We start from the raw sequence: 20,040 nt of genomic DNA, 5'->3' as shown, positions 1-20,040 counted from the left end.
TTCTCAAATATCTAACAGATTCATTGAGGTAGTAAATAGATGAAAGATAGCATGGCTAAAAAGGAAAATATCTTTGACGCTGGATTAGTGTCGATATTGTCAGAAAAGGTGAGTAACGACTTATCTGTTTGCCAGCCTAATTTGTTGTCAGAGGCTGAACGTACCTTGTTGCTGGAAACCTGGAATGCCACTGAAACCGTGTATCCTGACCAGTTATGTATTCATCAGTTGTTTGAACAGCAAGTGGAACAAACCCCGACAGCGACAGCACTAATTGCGGGGGATAAAGTTTTGAGTTACGCGGAATTGAATGCCTGTGCTAACCGACTGACTTATCAACTGATTGAACAGGGGATTCAACCAGGTAACCACGTTGCAATTCTGTTAGAGCGTTCTATTGAGCTGGTGGTGGCACAGTTAGCTATTCTCAAGGCGGGGGCGGTTTACATACCTATTGATCCCAGAGTGCCGGATGAGCGGAAAAGCTGGTTGATAAACGATTGTTCAGCCAAATTACTGCTCACTAATATGCAGGTTGATATTTTCAATGACTTGACCGTGCCACTATTTCATCTCTCTAGTGAAACAGATATCAGCAAGGAAGCAGATTGTTTCAATCTTGATTTACTGTGCTCCAGCATCGCGCCAGCATATATTATGTACACCTCCGGCTCGACTGGTACCCCAAAAGGGGTAATAGTGCCTCATCGTGCGGTAGTCCGGCTGGTTATCAATAATGACTATGCTGAAATTGGACCTGATGACCGGGTTGCCTTCGCGGCTAACCCGGCTTTCGATGCCAGTACCTTTGAAGTATGGGCACCTTTGCTTAATGGTGGGGCACTGGTGGTTATCGATCACATCACTTTGCTGACACCGTTGGAGTTTGTACAGGTTTTAGGCCGTTATCACATTAATATCTTATGGTTAAGTGTTGGCCTGTTTAACCGGCTGGCGACGGAACTCTCCCCGGTTCTGCCGCGGATGAAAAACTTGATTGTCGGTGGAGATGTTCTCGATCCTCATGTGATCGCTCAGGTTTTGCGTAATAACCCGCCTCGGCAGTTATTGAATGCTTATGGACCGACTGAGGGTACCACTTTTACCACGACATACCGAATTGAGACATTACTCCCGGTAACGACCAATATTCCTATTGGTCGGCCAATTGCGAACACGCGGGTTTACTTACTAGATGAGCAGGGGAAGCTCGTGCCATCAGGGATAATGGGTGAGATTTATATCGGTGGCGATGGAGTGGCTTGCGGCTATCTCAATCGTCCTGAATTGACGGCTGAACGTTTTCTGGTGGATCCCTTTAGTGATGCATTGAATGCACGAATGTACCGAACCGGCGATTTAGCTCGTTACCTGCCGGATGGTAATTTGGAATTCCTTGGCCGTAACGATCAACAGGTCAAAATTCGTGGTTTTCGCATTGAGCTAGGAGAAATTGAAGCCCGATTGACTGAGTTTCCTGCGGTACGAGAATCGGCGGTGCTGGCGTTGAATGACGGGCAAGATAAGCGTCTGGTTGCCTACGTGGTGGCACCAGCAGATGAGGGATTGGTTAATAATTTACATAACTATTTGAGTGCTGTTTTACCTGACTACATGGTACCGGCGGCCTTTGTGCGTTTGGATGTGTTCCCGCTAACCCCGAACGGCAAACTGGATCGTCAGGCGTTACCGGGATTGGGGGAAGAGGCTTTTGCTCGCCAGATTTATGCAGCGCCGCAAGGGAAGATGGAAACTTTGTTGGCGAGCCTCTGGTGTGAGTTATTAGATATTGAACAGATTAGCCGCTATGACAGTTTCTTTGCACTGGGCGGTCATTCACTGCTTGGCATGCGCATGATTGAACGTCTGCGTGGCCTTGGGCTAACACTGGCTGCACGCGATCTATTCCAATCTCCAGTATTGTCGGAACTGACCCAAACACTGGGACAGCATCAGGCTGTAGTGGTGCCGCCGAATGTCATTATGCCGACGACTACAATACTGACGCCAGCAATGTTGCCACTGATTGATTGCACTCAGTCTGAAATTGATCATATTGTCGGACAGGTACCGGGCGGGATGACCAATATTCAGGATATCTATGCGTTGTCACCGTTGCAGGACGGTATCTTGTTTCACCATTTGTTGGTAAAAGATGGTGACCCTTATTTGCTGGCTTATCCGATGATTTTTGCTGACCGTGCTCTGTTAGAGCGCTATTTGGCAGCAATGCAACAAGTGATTGATCGCCACGATATTTTGCGTACTGCTTTTCTTTGGCAAGGGTTGTCTGTTCCAGCGCAAGTGGTTTGGCGTCGGGTGTCGTTGTCAGTGACTGAATTGACGTTGAACCCCGCTGATGGTCCTGTCAGTGAGCAGTTAAAGCAGCGTTTTGACCCACGAAGGTATCGTCTCGACCTAAATCAGGCCCCGCTGTTGCGCTTTATTGTCGCACAGGAGAGTGATGGCCGCTGGATCGCGCTGCAATTAATGCATCATCTGATTGGCGACCATACGACGCTGGAAGTGATGAACGGTGAAGTTCGGGCCTATCTTGACGGACAGGGTGACAACTTACCCGCACCAGTACCTTTTCGTAATCTGGTGGCTCAGGCCCGGTTGGGCGTCAGTCAGGAAGCACATACCCGCTTCTTTACCGAGATGCTGGCAGAAGTGGATGAGCCGACATTGCCCTTCAGTTTGGCGGAGGTACATGACGATGGTTCACGGATGAGTCAATCAAATCGGATGTTACCGGCCACGTTGAATGATCGCCTGCGTTGTCAGGCGAGACGTCTGGGGGTGAGTCTGGCGGCCTTGTGTCATCTGGCTTGGGCACAAGTGTTATCCCAGACCAGCGGTCAAGAGAAAGTGGTATTTGGCACCGTACTGTTTGGGCGTATGGCTGTGGGAGAAGGTGCTGACAGTGGTATGGGGCTGTTTATTAATACTTTGCCGCTGCGGTTGGATATCGATAATACCCCGGTACGAGATAGTGTACAGGCAACGCATGCCCGGTTGGCTGAGCTGCTGGAACATGAATACGCTTCGCTGGCGTTGGCTCAGCGTTGCAGTAGCGTTCCGGGGGAAATACCGTTGTTTAGTGCGTTGCTGAACTACCGGCATAATGTGCAGTCGCTAACCTTAGATAACGTGATAAACGGTATTGAATTTCTTGGCGAGCAGGAACGCACCAATTATCCGTTTGTTTTGTCGGTGGAAGATTTTGGCGATGCTCTGGGGCTGACGGCTCAAATCGTCCAACCGATTGAGCCAGATAGAATATGCGATTATATGCAACAGGCACTGGAGAGTCTGGTGGAAGCGTTAGAGCATCGCCCGGAAATCGCGGTACGGACGCTGGGCATTCTGCCGGATAGTGAACGTACTTTGTTGCTAACAACCTGGAATGCGACGGAAACCACCTATCCCGACCAGTTATGTATTCATCAATTGTTTGAACAACAGGTGCAGAAAACGCCAGAAGCTACAGTGCTAATAGCAGAAGATAAGATCCTTAGTTATGTAGAATTGAATGCCTGTGCTAATCGATTAGCCCGCCAGTTAATCGAACAGGGCGTGCAGCCCGATGATAATGTTGCGATCCTGCTAGAACGATCGGTGGAGTTGGTGGTAGCGCAATTGGCTATTCTCAAGATCGGCGCTGTTTATGTCCCTATCGATCCTAAGGTACCGGATGAGCGGAAAAATTGGCTGATAAACGATTGTTCAGCTCAATTATTACTGACTGATGTACAGACTGATATCGCGATTAGCCTGACGGTACCGTTATACCGTCTTTCCGCTGAGATAAATATCCGTGGGAAAGTGGATGATGGCAATCTTAACTTACCCCGTTCCAGCACGGGTTCTGCCTATATTATGTATACCTCCGGTTCGACCGGGATGCCAAAAGGGGTGATAGTACCGCATCGTGCGGTAGTCCGGCTGGTTATCAATAATGGCTATGCTGAAATTGGACCTGATGACCGGGTTGCTTTCGCGGCTAATCCGGCTTTCGATGCCAGTACTTTTGAAGTTTGGGCACCATTGCTCAATGGCGGCACGCTGGTGATTATCGACCATGCAACGTTACTGACACCAGCGGATTTTGTCCGGGCTTTGCAGATTTATCGTATTACGGTGCTGTGGCTAAGTGTCGGGTTGTTTAACCAACTGGCGACGGCTTTGTCCCCCGTGTTGTCTCAGATAAAAACCCTAATTACTGGGGGAGAAGTTCCCGAACCCCGGGTGATTGCTCAGGTTTTGTACAATAATCCACCGCAACATTTATTACAGGCTTACGGTCCGAGTGAAGGCACCACTTTTACTACAATATATCGTATTGCTGAGTTAGCGCCGGGCGAGGGCAAGATCCCCATTGGTCGGCCAATTGCAAACACGCGTCTCTATCTGTTGAACGCTTGCGCTCAACCGGTACCGTTGGGGGCGATCGGTGAGATTTATGTCGGCGGTGATGGGGTGGCCTGCGGTTATCTTAACCGCCCTGAACTGACGGCAGAACGTTTTCTGCTTGATCCATTCAGTGATGAAGTGGGGGCCAGGATGTACCGGACCGGGGATTTGGCGCGTTACTTGCCGGATGGCAATCTGGTCTTCGTTGGCCGTAACGATCAGCAGGTCAAAATCCGGGGTTTCCGCATTGAACCGGAAGAAATCGAAGCCCGGTTAACAGAACACGTAGCGGTGCGTGAAGCCGCTGTACTGGCTTTGGGGGATGGTCAGGACAAACGTCTGGTGGCTTATGTCGTCGCGGAAGCAGATGAAGCGTTGGCGAACAGTTTACGTATCTATTTGAGCGCTATTTTGCCTGATTATATGGTGCCGACGGCTTTTGTTCGTCTGGATACCTTCCCTCTGACCCCTAACGGCAAGCGAGATCTCCGGGGGTTGCTGGTACCGGGAGAAGAAGCTTTTGCCCGTCAGATCTATGAAACGCCACAAGGGGAGATGGAAACGGCGCTGGCAGCTATCTGGTGCGAGTTGCTTGGTATTGAGCGAATAAGCCGACATGACAATTTTTTTGCCTTGGGTGGTCATTCTCTGTTGGCGGTACGGATGATCAACCGGGTAGCCACTTTAGGTATTGAATTGTCGTTGACTACGTTATTTAAATCACCCTCTTTAACTGCCTTTGCCGAAGCGATAAGCGTCCGGTTTGATGAAAAGCATAACAGTAGATTAGCGGAGATTGTGCCGATATCCCGTCAGGGCAAGTTGCCATTGTCATTGGCTCAACAGCGTCTGTGGGTTATGGCTCAGTTTGAGGGGGTGAGTGAAACCTACCACATCCCGATGATCCTGCGCTTACATGGTCAGCTAAATATCTCTGTCTGGCAGCAGGCGCTCAATACGCTGTTTGCCCGTCATGAAGCATTACGTTCGGTATTCGTGGCTGTTAACGGTCAGCCGCAGGTTGAATTGTTACCCGTGGCATTTGGCTTGCCGATAAAACATTATGATCTGCGTAAAGCGTCTGATGTGGAAACAGAGCTTGAATTTCTGTGTGCTCAGGAAGCTAAGACACCGTTTGATCTTGCCCGTGGTCCATTAATTCGTTCTGCTTTAGTGCAACTGGTTAATGATGATTACGTTTTCTTACTGACTCAGCATCATATTATTTCCGATGGCTGGTCCTTAGAGGTGCTGAAGTCAGAATTGAGCGTTATTTACTCAGCTTGCCTAAACCAACAGCCGGAGCTGTTGCCGCCTTTAGCCATTCAATATCCAGATTACGCCGCCTGGCAGCGTCAGTGGCTATCGGCTGAACGGATACAAGCTCAATCTGATTATTGGCGTGGTGTACTGGCTGACGCGCCGGTATTGCTGGATTTGCCTACTGATCGTCCTCGCCCGCCTGAACAGTCATTTGCCGGGAATTTCTGGCCTGTTAAGTTGGATGAGGCATTAACTCAATCTCTTAAGCGCTTAAGTAAGCAGCAGGGCACCACACTATTTATGACCTTGCTGGCAGCTTGGGCCACGGTTTTATCGCGTTTGTCAGGACAGGAAGAGTTGGTTATCGGTACGCCGAGTGCGGGGCGCAATCGGCGAGAGGTGGAATCGCTGATCGGTTTCTTTGTTAATACGCTAGCTTTACGTATCGATTTGTCAGGTCAGCCCAATGTGATTGAGTTGCTGGCGCGTGTGCGACAAACCGCCTTGGCGGCGCAGGAGCATCAGGATCTGCCGTTTGAACAGGTGGTGGAAATCGTGCAACCGCCACGCAGATTGGCTCATACGCCGTTGTTTCAGGTGATGTTTGCCTGGCAGAACAATACGCATACTGACTGGGTATTGCCGGAGCTGGCCGTTTCACCTGTTGATCCTCTCCTTGATACGGCCAAATTTGATCTCGAACTGAACCTGTCCGAGGTGAATGGTCGGATTGTGGGTTATCTGAATTATGCTACCGCCCTGTTTGATCAACCAACCATTGAACGGTATGTGGGGTATTTGCACACAGTATTGCGAGAGATGGCCGCTGATTGTCAGCAATCCGTTGGTGGAATTGATATCTTAGCGCCGACGGAGCGTCAACTGTTACTGGAAACTTGGAATGCCACTGAAACTGTGTACCCTGATCAGTTATGTATCCATCAATTGTTTGAACAACAGGTGGAACAAACCCCGGCGGCTATGGCGTTGATAGCAGGAGATAAGTTTCTCAGCTATGCGGAATTAAATTGCTATGCTAACTGGCTGGCTTATCAGCTCGTTGAACAAGGTATCCAACCGGATGATCACGTAGCGATCTTGTTAGAACGATCTATTGAACTGGTCGTGGCCCAGTTGGCTATCCTCAAAGCCGGTGCCGTTTACGTGCCGATCGATCCCAAGGTGCCGGATGAGCGGAAAAACTGGCTGATAAACGACTGTTCAGCCAAATTGTTGCTCACTAATGCACAGTCTGATATTCCGGTTGGTTTAGCAGTGCCGTTATTTCTCCTCTCCAGTGAGACCGGTGCGAAGAGAGAAGAGGAGGCGTGCAACCCTAACTTATCGCATGTCAGCACTAAACCCGCGTATATTATGTACACCTCCGGTTCAACTGGGACGCCAAAGGGAGTGGTCGTACCACATCGTGCCGTGGTTCGGTTAGTTATCAATAATGGCTATGCCGAAATCGGGCAGGATGATCGGGTTGCTTTTACCGCTAATCCCGCTTTTGATGCTGGCACGTTTGAAGTTTGGGCACCTTTGCTTAATGGTGGCGCATTGGTGGTTGTCGATCATGCCACGTTGCTGATGCCGCAGGCGTTGATACGGACTTTACGGGTTCAGCGAATCACGGTTCTGTGGTTGACTATTGGACTGTTTAACCGATTGGCGGCAGCGTTATCTTCGATTTTTCCACAGATTAGAGTGCTGATTTTCGGGGGAGATATCCCCGATCCACAGGTGATTGCTCAGGTGCTAGATAATCACCCGCCACAACAATTGTTACAAGCTTATGGTCCCAGTGAAGGCACCACTTTTACCACCATGTATCGTATTGTGGCGTTACCGCAAGGAACGACGAGGGTTCCCATTGGGCGTCCGATAGCTAACACGCGGGTTTACTTACTGGATAAGCAGAAGCAGCCTGTGCCCTTAGGAATGACCGGTGAGATTTATGTTGGTGGCGATGGTGTGGCTTGTGGTTATCTCAATCGTCCTGAATTGACCGCTGAACACTTTCTGGTTGATCCCTTTAGCGATAAACCGGGTGCGCGTATGTACCGAACCGGGGATTTGGCTCGCTACCTGCCGGACGGTAACTTGGAATTCCTTGGCCGTAATGATCAGCAGGTAAAAATTCGCGGTTTCCGCATTGAGTTGGGAGAAATTGAGGCCCGATTGACTGAGTTTCCTGTGGTACGTGAGGCGGCGGTGCTGGCGTTGAGTGACGGGCAAGAGAAGCGCTTGGTTGCCTATGTGGCGGCGGAAGTGAGTGAGGGATTGGTTAATAATCTGCGTAGCTACTTAAGTACCGTTTTACCTGACTATATGGTCCCGGCGGCCTTTGTGCGTCTGGATGTTTTCCCGCTAACCCCAAATGGCAAACTGGATCGTCGGGCGCTGCCAGTACCGGGCGAAGAGGCTTTTGCTCGTCAAATTTACCAAGCGCCGCAAGGGGAGACAGAAATCACATTGGCGGCTATCTGGAGTAAGTTGCTAGGGATTGAACAGATTAGCCGACATGACAATTTCTTTGCCTTAGGTGGTCATTCGCTGCTTGCTGTACGGTTGGTTGAACATCTGCGTAGCGTGGGTTTAACGCTGACGGTGCGGGATTTATTTAAGTATTCTGTGCTCGCCGAACTTGCTAAAACGTTGGGGCAATATCGGGCTGTGGCGGTACCGCCTAATGTCATTACGTCGGCGATTACAACACTGACGCCGGCGATGTTGCCGTTGATTGATCTCACTCAGCCTGAGATTGATCATATTGTCGGACAAGTTCCCGGCGGGATTGCCAATATTCAGGATATCTATGCCCTATCACCGTTGCAGGACGGTATCTTATTCCATCATCTGTTGGCAAATGAAGGCGATCCGTATCTGTTAGCCAGCCAGATAGTCTTTGCTGAACGGTCGTTATTAGACCGCTATTTAGCGGCGGTGCAATGGCTGGTTAATCGTCATGATATCCTGCGTACCGCTTTTCTCTGGCAAGGATTGTCAGTTTCGGCTCAGGTAGTTTGGCGTCAGGCGTCGTTGCCAGTGACTGAATTGACACTGAATCCGGCGGACGGGGCAATCAGTGACCAGTTAAACCAGCGTTTTGACCCACGTCGGTATCGTCTCGATCTAAATCAAGCTCCGTTGCTACGTTTTGTTGTGGCAAAGGAACCTGATGGTCGCTGGATCGCACTGCAATTAATGCATCACCTCATTGGTGACCATACTACTCTGGAAGTGATGAACAGCGAAGTGCAAGCATATCTTGCCGGACAGGAGGATAGCCTGTCTGGACCGGTACCTTTCCGCAATTTAGTGGCTCAGGCTCGGCTAGGCGTAAATCAAGAAGCACACGACCGCTTTTTTACCGAGATGTTGGCAGAGGTGGATGAACCGACATTGCCCTTCGGGTTGACGGAAGTACGTGATGATGGTTCACAGGTGGTCCAATCACACCGGATGTTGACGGCCACGTTGAATGATCGTTTGCGTCGTCAGGCGAGACGTTTGGGCGTGAGTTTGGCGGCATTGTGTCATCTGGCTTGGGCACAGGTGTTATCTCAGACCAGTGGTCAAGAGAAAGTTGTGTTTGGCACCGTGTTGTTTGGGCGTATGCAGGGAGGGGAAGGCGCTGATAACGGCATGGGGCTATTTATCAATACCTTGCCGCTGCGGTTGGATATCGATGGTACTTCAGTGTGGGAGAGTGTACAAACAGCACATGCCCGGCTTGCTGAATTACTGGAGCATGAACATGCGTCACTGGCACTGGCTCAGCGTTGCAGTGGTGTGCAGGGCGAAACGCCACTTTTTAGTGCGTTGCTGAACTATCGGCATAATGCGCAACCGATAACCTTAGATAATGTGACAAGCGGCATTGAATTTCTTGACGCACAGGAACGGACTAACTATCCGTTTGTCTTGTCTGTGGAGGATTTTGGTGATGCTCTGGGGCTGACAGCGCAAATCGTTCAGCCATTTGATGCGAAGCGGGTGTGCGGCTATATGCAGCAGGCGTTGGAAAGTCTGGTGGCCGCACTAGAGCATACCCCGGACATCGCGGTGCGGATGCTGGATATTCTGCCGGATACTGAACGCACATTGTTGTTAAAAACCTGGAACGCGACTGAAATAGCGTATCCTGATCAGCTATGTATTCATCAATTATTTGAACAACAGGTAGAAAAATCCCCGCAGGCCATTGCGCTAATAGCAGGAGATAAGCAGCTAAGTTACGCAGAATTGAATGTTGGTGCTAATCAGTTGGCTCATCAGTTAATCGAACAGGGGATTCAGGCTGATGATAATGTTGCCATCTTGTTAGAACGATCGGTAGAACTAGTAATGGCACAATTGGCTATTCTCAAGGTTGGTGCCGTTTATGTGCCTGTCGATCCCAAAGTGCCGGATGAGCGGAAAAATTGGCTGATAAACGACTGTTCAGCCCAATTGTTGCTGACTGATGCACGGGCTGATATCCCGGTTGGTTTGACTGTGCCGCTATTCCGCCTTGCCAGAGAAAGTGGTATGACTAGAGAAGAAGGTTGTTTTAACCCTCATTTGCCCCGCTCCAGTGCCGGAGCCGCGTATATCATGTATACCTCTGGTTCGACCGGTACGCCCAAAGGGGTGATCGTGCCACATCGGGCGGTAGTCCGGCTGGTTATCAATAACGGCTATGCCGAAATTGGGCCGGATGATCGGTTGACTTTTACTGCTAACCCGGCTTTTGATGCCAGTACTTTTGAAGTCTGGGCACCATTGTTAAATGGTGGCACGTTGGTGGTTATTGACCAGGTAACTTTACTGACGCCAACGGATTTTGTCCGAGCTTTACAGACTTATGGCATTACTATCCTATGGATAAGTGTCGGGCTGCTTAACCGGATGGCAACGGCGTTGTCCCCTGTGTTGCCTCAAATAAAGACACTGATTACCGGCGCAGAGGTCCCCGATCCACAGGTGATTGCTCAGGTTATGCGCAGCAGTCCGTTACAGCAATTATTGCAGGCTTACGGCCCAAGTGAAGGAGCCACTTTTACTACAACATATCGTATTACCGAGTTGGTACCGGGCGAAGCCAAGATCCCTATTGGTCGGCCAATTGCTAATACACGTCTTTATCTGTTGAACGCTTATGGTCAACCGGTACCGTTGGGGGCGATCGGTGAGATTTATGTCGGCGGAGATGGGATTGCCAGTGGGTATTTTAATCGTCCTGAACTGACGGTAGAACGTTTCCTGATAGATCCGTTCAGTGATGAATCAGGGGCGCGGATGTACCGAACCGGGGATTTGGCTCGTTACTTGCCGGATGGCAATTTGATCTTCGTTGGTCGTAACGATCAGCAGGTAAAAATTCGAGGTTTTCGCATTGAACCGGGAGAAATCGAGGCTCGGTTAACAGAACACGTTGCGGTGCGAGAAGCATTGGTACTGGCGTTAAATGATGGACAGGATAAACGGCTGGTCGCCTATGTGGTAGCTGAGCCGGATGATGAACTTGTGACAAGTTTGCGGGAACATTTGAGTGCCATTTTACCTGATTATATGGTACCGGCGGCTTTTGTCCGTCTGGATGCCTTCCCACTAACACCTAATGACAAGCGAGATCTCCGGGCGTTACCGATACCGGGGGAGGAAGCTTTTGCCCATCAGATTTATGAAGCGCCACAAGGGGAGATGGAAACCGCATTGGCGACTATCTGGCGTGAGTTACTTGGCGTTGAACGGATAAGCCGACATGACAATTTCTTTGCCTTGGGGGGACATTCGCTGTTGGCGGTACGGATGATCAACCGGATAGCTGCTTTCGGTATCGAACTGCCGCTGACAACGTTGTTTAAATCGCCTTCTTTGGCTGCCTTTGCCGAGGCAATGAGTGCTCGCTTTGATGAACAGCACAGTAGATTACCGATGATTATGTCGTCGGAGATTGTGTTGCCGGAAATTGTGCCGATATCTCGTCAGGGCAAATTGCCGTTGTCATTGGCGCAACAGCGATTGTGGGTTCTGGCTCAGTTTGAGGGGGTGAGTGAAACCTACCACATTCCGGTGATATTGCGTTTACATGGTCAGCTAAATATCTCTGCCTGGCAGCAGGCGCTCAATATGCTGTTTGCCCGTCATGAAGCGTTACGCTCGGTATTCATTGCTGTTAACGGTCAGCCGCAGGTTGAATTGTTACCGGCGGAATTTGGCTTGCCGATAAAACATTATGATCTGCGTAAAGCGTCTGGTGGGGAAACAGAGCTGGCATTTCTGTGTGCTAAGGAAGCCAAGACGCCGTTTGATCTTGCCCGTGGTCCATTGATTCGTCCTGCTTTGGTACAGCTAGCTAATGATGATTACCTCTTCTTACTGATTCTGCATCATATTGTTTCTGATGGCTGGTCTTTTGGGATTTTGAAATCAGAATTGAGCGCCCTTTATTCAGCTTGCCTGAACCAACAGCCAGATCCATTACCACCCTTAGCTATTCAATATCCTGATTATGCCGCCTGGCAACGTCAGTGGCTATCGGCTGAGCGGGTAGGAGCTCAATCCGACTATTGGCGTACCATACTGGCTGATGCGCCGGTATTACTGGATTTACCCACTGACCGGCCACGTCCGGCTGAACAGTCGTTTGCCGGGAATCTGTTGCCGATAAATTTGGATGCAGAATTAACGCAATCCCTCAAACGTTTAAGTGAACAGCAAGGCGTCACGCTATTTATGACCTTGCTGGCAGCTTGGGCTACAGTCCTGTCGCGTTTATCAGGACAGGAGGATTTGGTTATTGGTACGCCAAGCGCAGGGCGCGGTCGTCAAGAGGTGGAATCGCTGATCGGTTTCTTTGTTAATACGCTGGCCTTGCGTATCGACTTGTCAGGTGAGCCAAATATGATTGAGTTGCTGGCGCGTGTGCGGCAAACCGCACTGACAGCGCAGGAGCATCAGGATCTGCCGTTTGAACAGGTAGTGGAAATTGCGCAACCGCCGCGCAGGTTGGCGCATACGCCCCTGTTTCAGGTGATGTTTGCCTGGCAAAACGATGGACATGCTGAATGGACATTACCGGGGCTGGTCGTATCACCTGTCGATCAGGCTTTTGATGTGGTCAAATTTGATCTGGAGCTGAACTTGTCTGAGGTGGATGGCCGGATTGTCGGTTATCTGAATTATGCAATGGTTCTGTTTGATCAACCAACCATTGCGCGACATGTCAGGTATCTGCATCAGATACTACAAGCGATGGTCGCTGATCCTCATCAGTCAGTTGCCAGAATAGATATTTTGACAGCGGCGGAGCGCAAACTATTGCTGGAAACTTGGAATGCCACCGAAGCACCGTATTTTGATTCGTTATGTATTCACCAGTTGTTTGAGCAACAGGTAGAGAAAAAGCCAGAAGCTACAGCGCTGGTGTATGGAAAGCAGGCTCTTAGTTATGCTGAATTAAATATTTGTGCTAACCGATTGGCACACCAACTTATTGCTCTGGGCGTCGCGCCAGATCAACGGGTGGCGATTTGCGTAGCGAGCTCACCGGCGCGGATAGTGGCGCTGTTGGCCGTGTTAAAAGCGGGGGGAGCTTATGTGCCGCTGGACCCGGCCTATCCGGGTGAACGTCTGGTCCATATATTGACTGATGCTGCACCTGCTATTTTACTGGCGGATGATGCCGGACGGGCGGCATTGGGTGAAAAAACATTGGCAGGACTGACCATACTTGATCCGAATTTATTACCGGACCAGTTGAATAATAACCCTCTGGTGCCTTTATTAACCTCGCGGCATCTGGCGTATGTGATTTACACCTCCGGTTCAACTGGTACGCCGAAAGGGGTGATGATTGAACATCGTGGATTGGTTAACCTTATTCAGGAAAAAATCATTCAGTTTGATATTCATTCCGCTAGTCGGATGTTGCAGTTTGCTTCATTCAGCTTTGATGCCAGTGTTTGGGAAATGATGATGGCGCTATGCGGCGGTGCCACTCTGGATATTCCCGATGATGCTGTTCGTCAGGAGCCACACCGTCTTTGGCATTATCTGCAAGAGCAGTCAGTGACGCATGCCTGTTTGACCCCGGCCTTGCTGCGGGACGGGACTGATTTGCCGACAATAACGATAAAACCCACATTAATACTGGGCGGTGAAGCGCCCAGCGCGGCGTTGCTTAAGGCGCTGTGCGGCAAGGCTACGGTATTCAATGCTTATGGCCCGACAGAAATCACGGTTTGTGCCACTAGCTGGCGTTGTCCGCCAGATTATCGGGATGAATGGGTTCCTATTGGTCGCCCAACAGCCAACATTCGTATCTACCTGTTGGACGCCTACGGCCAGCCGGTGCCATTGGGGGCAATAGGGGAATTGTACCTTGGTGGGATTGGTATCGCTCATGGCTATCTTAATCGCCCGGAATTAACCACCGCATGTTTCTTAGCTGATCCATTTAGCGATAAACCGGAAGCACGAATGTACCGAACCGGGGATTTGGCTCGCTATTTGCCAGATGGCAATCTGGTTTTTGTTGGCCGCAATGATCAACAGGTTAAGATCCGAGGCTTTCGGATTGAACCGGGGGAAATCGAAACTCGATTGATTGAACATTCAGCAGTGAATGAGGCGCTGGTATTGGTGCAAGGCGACGATCAGGACAAACGGCTGATTGCCTATGTGGTGGCACAAGCCGGTGACGGATTGGTTAATAATCTGCGCACCTATTTGAGTGCTGTTTTGCCTGATTACATGGTACCGGCGGCCTTTGTGCGTCTGGAGGCTTTTCCGTTAACGCCTAACGGTAAGTTGGATCGTCGGGCGTTACCTGCGCCGGGGGCGGAAGCTTTTGCCCGTCAGATTTATGCGGCACCACAGGGAGAAACCGAAATCTTACTGGCGGCTATCTGGCGTGAATTGTTGGCTATTGAACAAATCAGCCGACACGATAGCTTCTTTGCTTTGGGCGGTCATTCGTTGCTGGCGGTGCGAATGGTTGAACGTCTGCGTAACTTGGGGTTAACGCTGGCGGTGCGTGATCTGTTCCAATCTCCGGTACTGTCTGAACTGGCGCAAACATTGAAGCTGAATCGGGCCAAAAAAGCGCCGGTCAACGTCATTACACCGGATACCACCGTATTAACGCCGGAGATGTTGCCGTTGATTGATCTCACTCAGTCTGAAATTGATCATACCGTCGAGCAGATACCGGGAGGTATGGCGAATATTCAGGATATCTATGCGTTGTCACCGTTACAGGATGGGATACTGTTCCACCATTTGCTGGCAGACGAAGGTGATCCTTATCTGTTAGCCGGTCAAATGGCCTTTACTGATCGGAAGCTGTTAGATCGTTATCTGGCGTCGGTTCAACAGGTAATTAACCGTCATGACATCCTGCGGACCGCCTTTATCTGGCAAGGATTATCCGTACCGGCACAGGTTGTCTGCCGTCAGGTGCGGTTGTCGGTAACAGAGTTGACATTAGATCCGGCTGATGGACCGATTAGCGACCAGTTAGCACAACGTTTTAACCCACGCCAATATCGTCTCAATTTGGGGCAGGCACCGTTATTGCGGTTTGTGGTAGCACAGGAGAGTGATAACCGTTGGATTGTGTTGCAACTGATGCATCATTTGATTGGCGACCATACCGCGCTGGATGTGATGAATCACGAAGTTCAGGCATACCTTGACGGTCAGGAAAGCAGTTTGCCCGCCCCGGCACCCTTCCGTAATCTGGTGGCGCAGTCCCGGTTAGGGATGAGTCAGGCAGAACATAGCCGTTTCTTTACTGACATGTTGGCTGAGATCGATGAACCAACATTACCGTTTGGGTTGGCGGAAGTTCGCCATGATGGTTCGCAGATGACCGAATCGCATCGGATGCTGCCCCCTGAGTTAAATGACAGTTTACGTAGTCAGGCGCGGCGGTTGGGTGTCAGTCTGGCGGCACTGTGTCATTTGGCCTGGGCGCAGGTGTTGTCGCGTACCAGCGGACAGCGGCAGGTGGTCTTTGGCACCGTATTGTTTGGGCGTATGGCGGCGGGCGAAGGGGCTGAAAATGGCATGGGGCTGTTTATCAATACGTTGCCGCTACGTTTGGATATGGATGATACCCCGGTACGAGACAGTGTACAGGCAGCACATCACCGGCTGGCGGGATTATTGGAACACGAATATGCCTCGTTGGCGCTGGCCCAACGTTGTAGTGGCGTACAGGGAGGAACGCCCCTGTTTAGTACTTTGCTGAACTATCGGCACAATGTGCCGTTGGCGACGTCGAATGAAATCATGAGCGGCGTCGAATTCCTCGGTGCGCAGGAGCGGACTAACTATCCGTTTACGCTGTCGGTGGAGGATTTTAGCGATGCACTGGGGCTGACCGCGCAAATCGTCCAGCCATTTGATGCCGGGCGGGTATGTGGTTATATGCAACAGGCGCTGGAAAGTCTGGCGGCAGCGCTTGAACACGCTCCAGAAACGCCGGTTCGGCAGTTGGAGATTTTACCGATAGCCGAAAGGAAGTTGCTACTGGAAATCGGTAATGGCCCGCAAATGGCCTATTCCGACCTGTTGTGCATTCATCACCTGTTTGAACAGCAAGTGGCGAAAAGCCCTGAGGCTACGGCACTGGCCTGTGAAGAGCAAACCTGTAGCTATGCAGAGCTGAATGCGTGTGCTAACCGACTGGCTCATCAGTTAATTGAACTCGGCGTAGAGCCTGATCAACGGGTGGTGATTTGTGTCACGTGTTCACTGTCAAGAGTGGTGGCGCTACTGGCGGTGCTGAAAGCGGGTGGCGCTTATGTTCCCTTAGATCCGGCCTATGCCAGTGATCGGCTGGCTTATATGCTTAACGATGCGGCACCGTCAGTGGTACTGGCGGATAATGCGGGCCGTATCGCGTTAGGCGAACCTGCTCTTACGGCGTTAACGGTACTTGATCCCACAATTTTGCCTGATCAGCCGGACAGCAATCCACATGTCCCGATGCTGACCTCACGACATTTGGCGTATGTGATTTACACCTCTGGTTCCACTGGTACGCCGAAAGGGGTGATGGTTGAACATCACGGCTTGGTCAATCTGATTCAAGAAAAAATCATCCAGTTTGATATACGTGCTGATAGCCGGATGTTGCAATTTGCCTCATTTGGTTTCGATGCCAGTGTCTGGGAAATCATGATGGCGCTGTGTGGGGGCGCTATGTTGGACATTGCTGTTGATACGGTTCGTCAGGACCCGCTGCGCCTTTGGCGTTATCTGGAAGAACGGCGAGTAACCCACGCCTGTTTGCCCCCGGCTCTGCTACGGGATGGGGCCGATTTACCGGCGATAACGATAAAACCCACCTTGATATTGGGTGGAGAAGCGCCCAGTGCAGTGTTGCTTAAGACGCTGTACAACAAGGCAACGCTGTTTAATGCTTATGGTCCGACGGAAATTACCGTTTGCGCTACTTGTTGGCATTGCTCGCCAAATTATCGGCATGAATTAGTTTCCATTGGCCGCCCAACAGCTAACACTCTGGTATATCTGTTGGATGCTAACGGCCAGCCAGTGCCATTTGGGGGCGTGGGAGAATTGCACATTGGTGGTGCCGGTGTCGCGCGAGGCTATCTCAACCGCTCTGATTTGACCGCTGAACGTTTTCTTACCGATCCATTTAGTGATGTGGTGGGAGCACGGATGTACCGAACCGGGGATTTAGTCCGCTATTTGCTGGATGGCAATCTGGTGTTTGTCGGCCGTAACGATCAACAGATTAAAATCCGTGGCTTCCGCATTGAACCGGGTGAAATTGAAGCTCGGTTGACGGAATACCCTGATGTGCGAGAAGCGGTGGTGCTGGCGCTTGGTGATGGGCAGGATAAACGTCTGGTGGCTTATGTGGCGGCACCTGCGGATAACGGGCTGGCTAGCCGATTACATCGTCATTTAAGAGCTTTGTTACCTGACTATATGATGCCAACAGCTTTTGTGCGTTTGGATAACTTCCCACTGACAGCTCGTGGCAAACTGGATCGTCGGGCGCTACCGGCACCGGATGAAGAGGCTTTTGCGCGCCAGCGTTATGCAGTACCACGAGGAGAAATTGAGATTATTCTGGCGGCTATCTGGCGAGAATTACTGGGGGTTGAGCAGATTGGCCGAAACGATAGTTTCTTCGCGCTAGGGGGGCATTCATTGCTTGCCATGCGGATGCTCAACCGTGTTGCTGATTATGGTTTGATTTGTACATTGAATGATCTGTTTCAATTCCCGGTGCTGGCGGAGCTGGCGGCAAAAATGACATCAGATCCATCGTCTCAACCAAACGGCGCGGTATCGGTGCGGCCTGATGGAACGGGAGTGCCACTGTTCTTTGTTCCGAGTGGGATGGGGGATTATTCCTATGTTTTCGGGTTGGCTCAGTATATTCAGTCAGACTACCCGATTTATGCATTGCCTTGGCCGTCCATCAATGCAGAGCTGATGTTGACAATGGAACAACAGGCCACAAGGATGATCACCTTGATGAAAGCTGTTCAGCCAGCAGGTCCGTATCAGATATGTGGTTACTCTTCTGGTGGCATATTGGCTTATGCCATTGCTCAGCAACTATTAAATGCTGGTGAGACAGTCAATTTCTTGGGGCTGATTGATACGCCTGCGCCTCACTATTCCGGGCAGCAGACAATGCCGCTAAAGCTTCAGTTTTTTACTGAGCTGGCGAGGCAGGTAGAGGAAGCGAATATTAAAGAGGTGGCGGCATTGCACCTGCGAATTGGTGAACTGAGTTTGGTGCAGTTTATTGAAGCGGCACAGGAATTGGCGTTATACCCGGCAAATTTGCCGCCTGATTTGATCGCGAAACGGTGGCAACAGATAGAAAATTATGCGCAAATCGTCAGAAATTATCAGCCGCAAGTATTGGCGATAACGTTATATCAGTTCTATGCAATGGAGCCTTCTCCACCGGTTCCCGTTGTGATTGATACTGAATTCTCTCCTTTAAGTGTGGAACCGTCATTAGGTTGGGCACGGATAATGCCTGATTCTTCACTGCGGTTAGTGCCAATTTCAGGTAATCACTTTAGCTTGTTAGAGGATCTGCGGGATAAGACCATGTTAATTCAGGCTTTAAATAGGGCATTAACGGTGAGTGGTAAGTAAGGGTTTAATATACCCGTCATCTTTCAAGTTGCCTCTTTGTTGGCTGCACTCGCTCACCCCGGTCACATAGTTCTCTATGCTCCCGGGGATTCATTCCCTTGCCGTCGCGACGCATCTTGAAATCCATAGGATATAGATCTGTTTCCACGTGATAATCCGACATAATGGTATTTGTCGGATTTTTTCTGTGTATTGAAAAAATGTTTTTATCTGTCTTGAACGGCGATTTATGAAGCCATCTGATGATATGACTCATCCCATTCTTCGTTCTTTCTGCCGAAGAGAGTGAGCGTGTTGCACGATTGATTCGTGTGTTTGATGCCGTAGTACAACTTTTTGGCGGAAATAAGCATGAAGCATGGACATTAATGCCCAGTTTAATGTGAACTGGGCATTTTTTTAACGTCAGGATAGATGGCAGGTTTACATTAAATAGAATCGATATTAATTATTTCAAATGATTATTATTTTAAATATATATTATATTTGTGAAATTAATATTATTCGTGAAAATATATTTTTGGTATTTTAATAAAGAAAAAATAAATAATTGATCATAATTAGTGAAACGTTATATCTTATGCGAAAGAAATAGGTTTTCTGGGTTAAATATTGATTTTGAATTTTGTTTTATTTGATAGGTTTATTTGAAAATATTTGTCTATACATCAGTTTAGGTATTTTCTGATTTTAAAGTTTTATTGTGTGCTTTTTATGAATAAATTGTCTTTTGAGTAAAAGTATGTCTAAAAGATTCATACAAATTCTCTCTAATCTACATGTCGGCAGGGAAGCTGCTTACCTTATATTCCGTGTGATAAGAATAAAATTGCCGGATGAATAAACAGGATGAATAAAATAGTGGTGGAGTAGTATTTTCCTGCATTGAGTATTTTAAATAAAGCTTAATCGTTGAACCGGAATATCTGTTTTTTCTAAATGGTCATATCCTGTGATCACCGCTTTAACGTTGCTAACAATTTGTTTTTAAGTCTCTTTTTATCATGGAAAGGCTAAAGGATTTGTATTGTCAAAAAAATGAGATGTTCAACCTAACCATTATATCCGTCGAGTACGGTTTTAACTTCTATACCCGTTATCTTTCAAGTTGCCTCTTTGTTGGCTGCACTCGCTCACCCCGGTCACATAGTTTTCTATGCTCCCGGGGATTCACTCCCTTGCCGTCGCGATGCATCTTGAAATCCATAGGGT

1 protein-coding gene is annotated in these 20,040 nt (G+C 49.5%); it reads left to right on the top strand.

Features of this window, described 5'->3' with window-relative positions; all coding sequences use genetic code 11:
* The first annotated feature begins 39 nt into the window (after positions 1–39).
* Positions 40–18,828 (top strand): non-ribosomal peptide synthetase, encoded by an 18,789-nt coding sequence (locus tag EAE91_RS14375; protein WP_214089098.1) that lies wholly within the window; start codon positions 40–42, stop codon positions 18,826–18,828.
* Positions 18,829–20,040: the final 1,212 nt, after the last annotated feature.

Origin of the sequence: Photorhabdus noenieputensis, assembly GCF_018448935.1 — a bacterium.
Taxonomy (GTDB): Bacteria; Pseudomonadota; Gammaproteobacteria; order Enterobacterales; family Enterobacteriaceae; genus Photorhabdus; species Photorhabdus noenieputensis.
The sequence above is the reverse complement of the archived record's forward strand: the minus strand, read 5'-3'. Positions and strand labels throughout refer to the sequence as shown.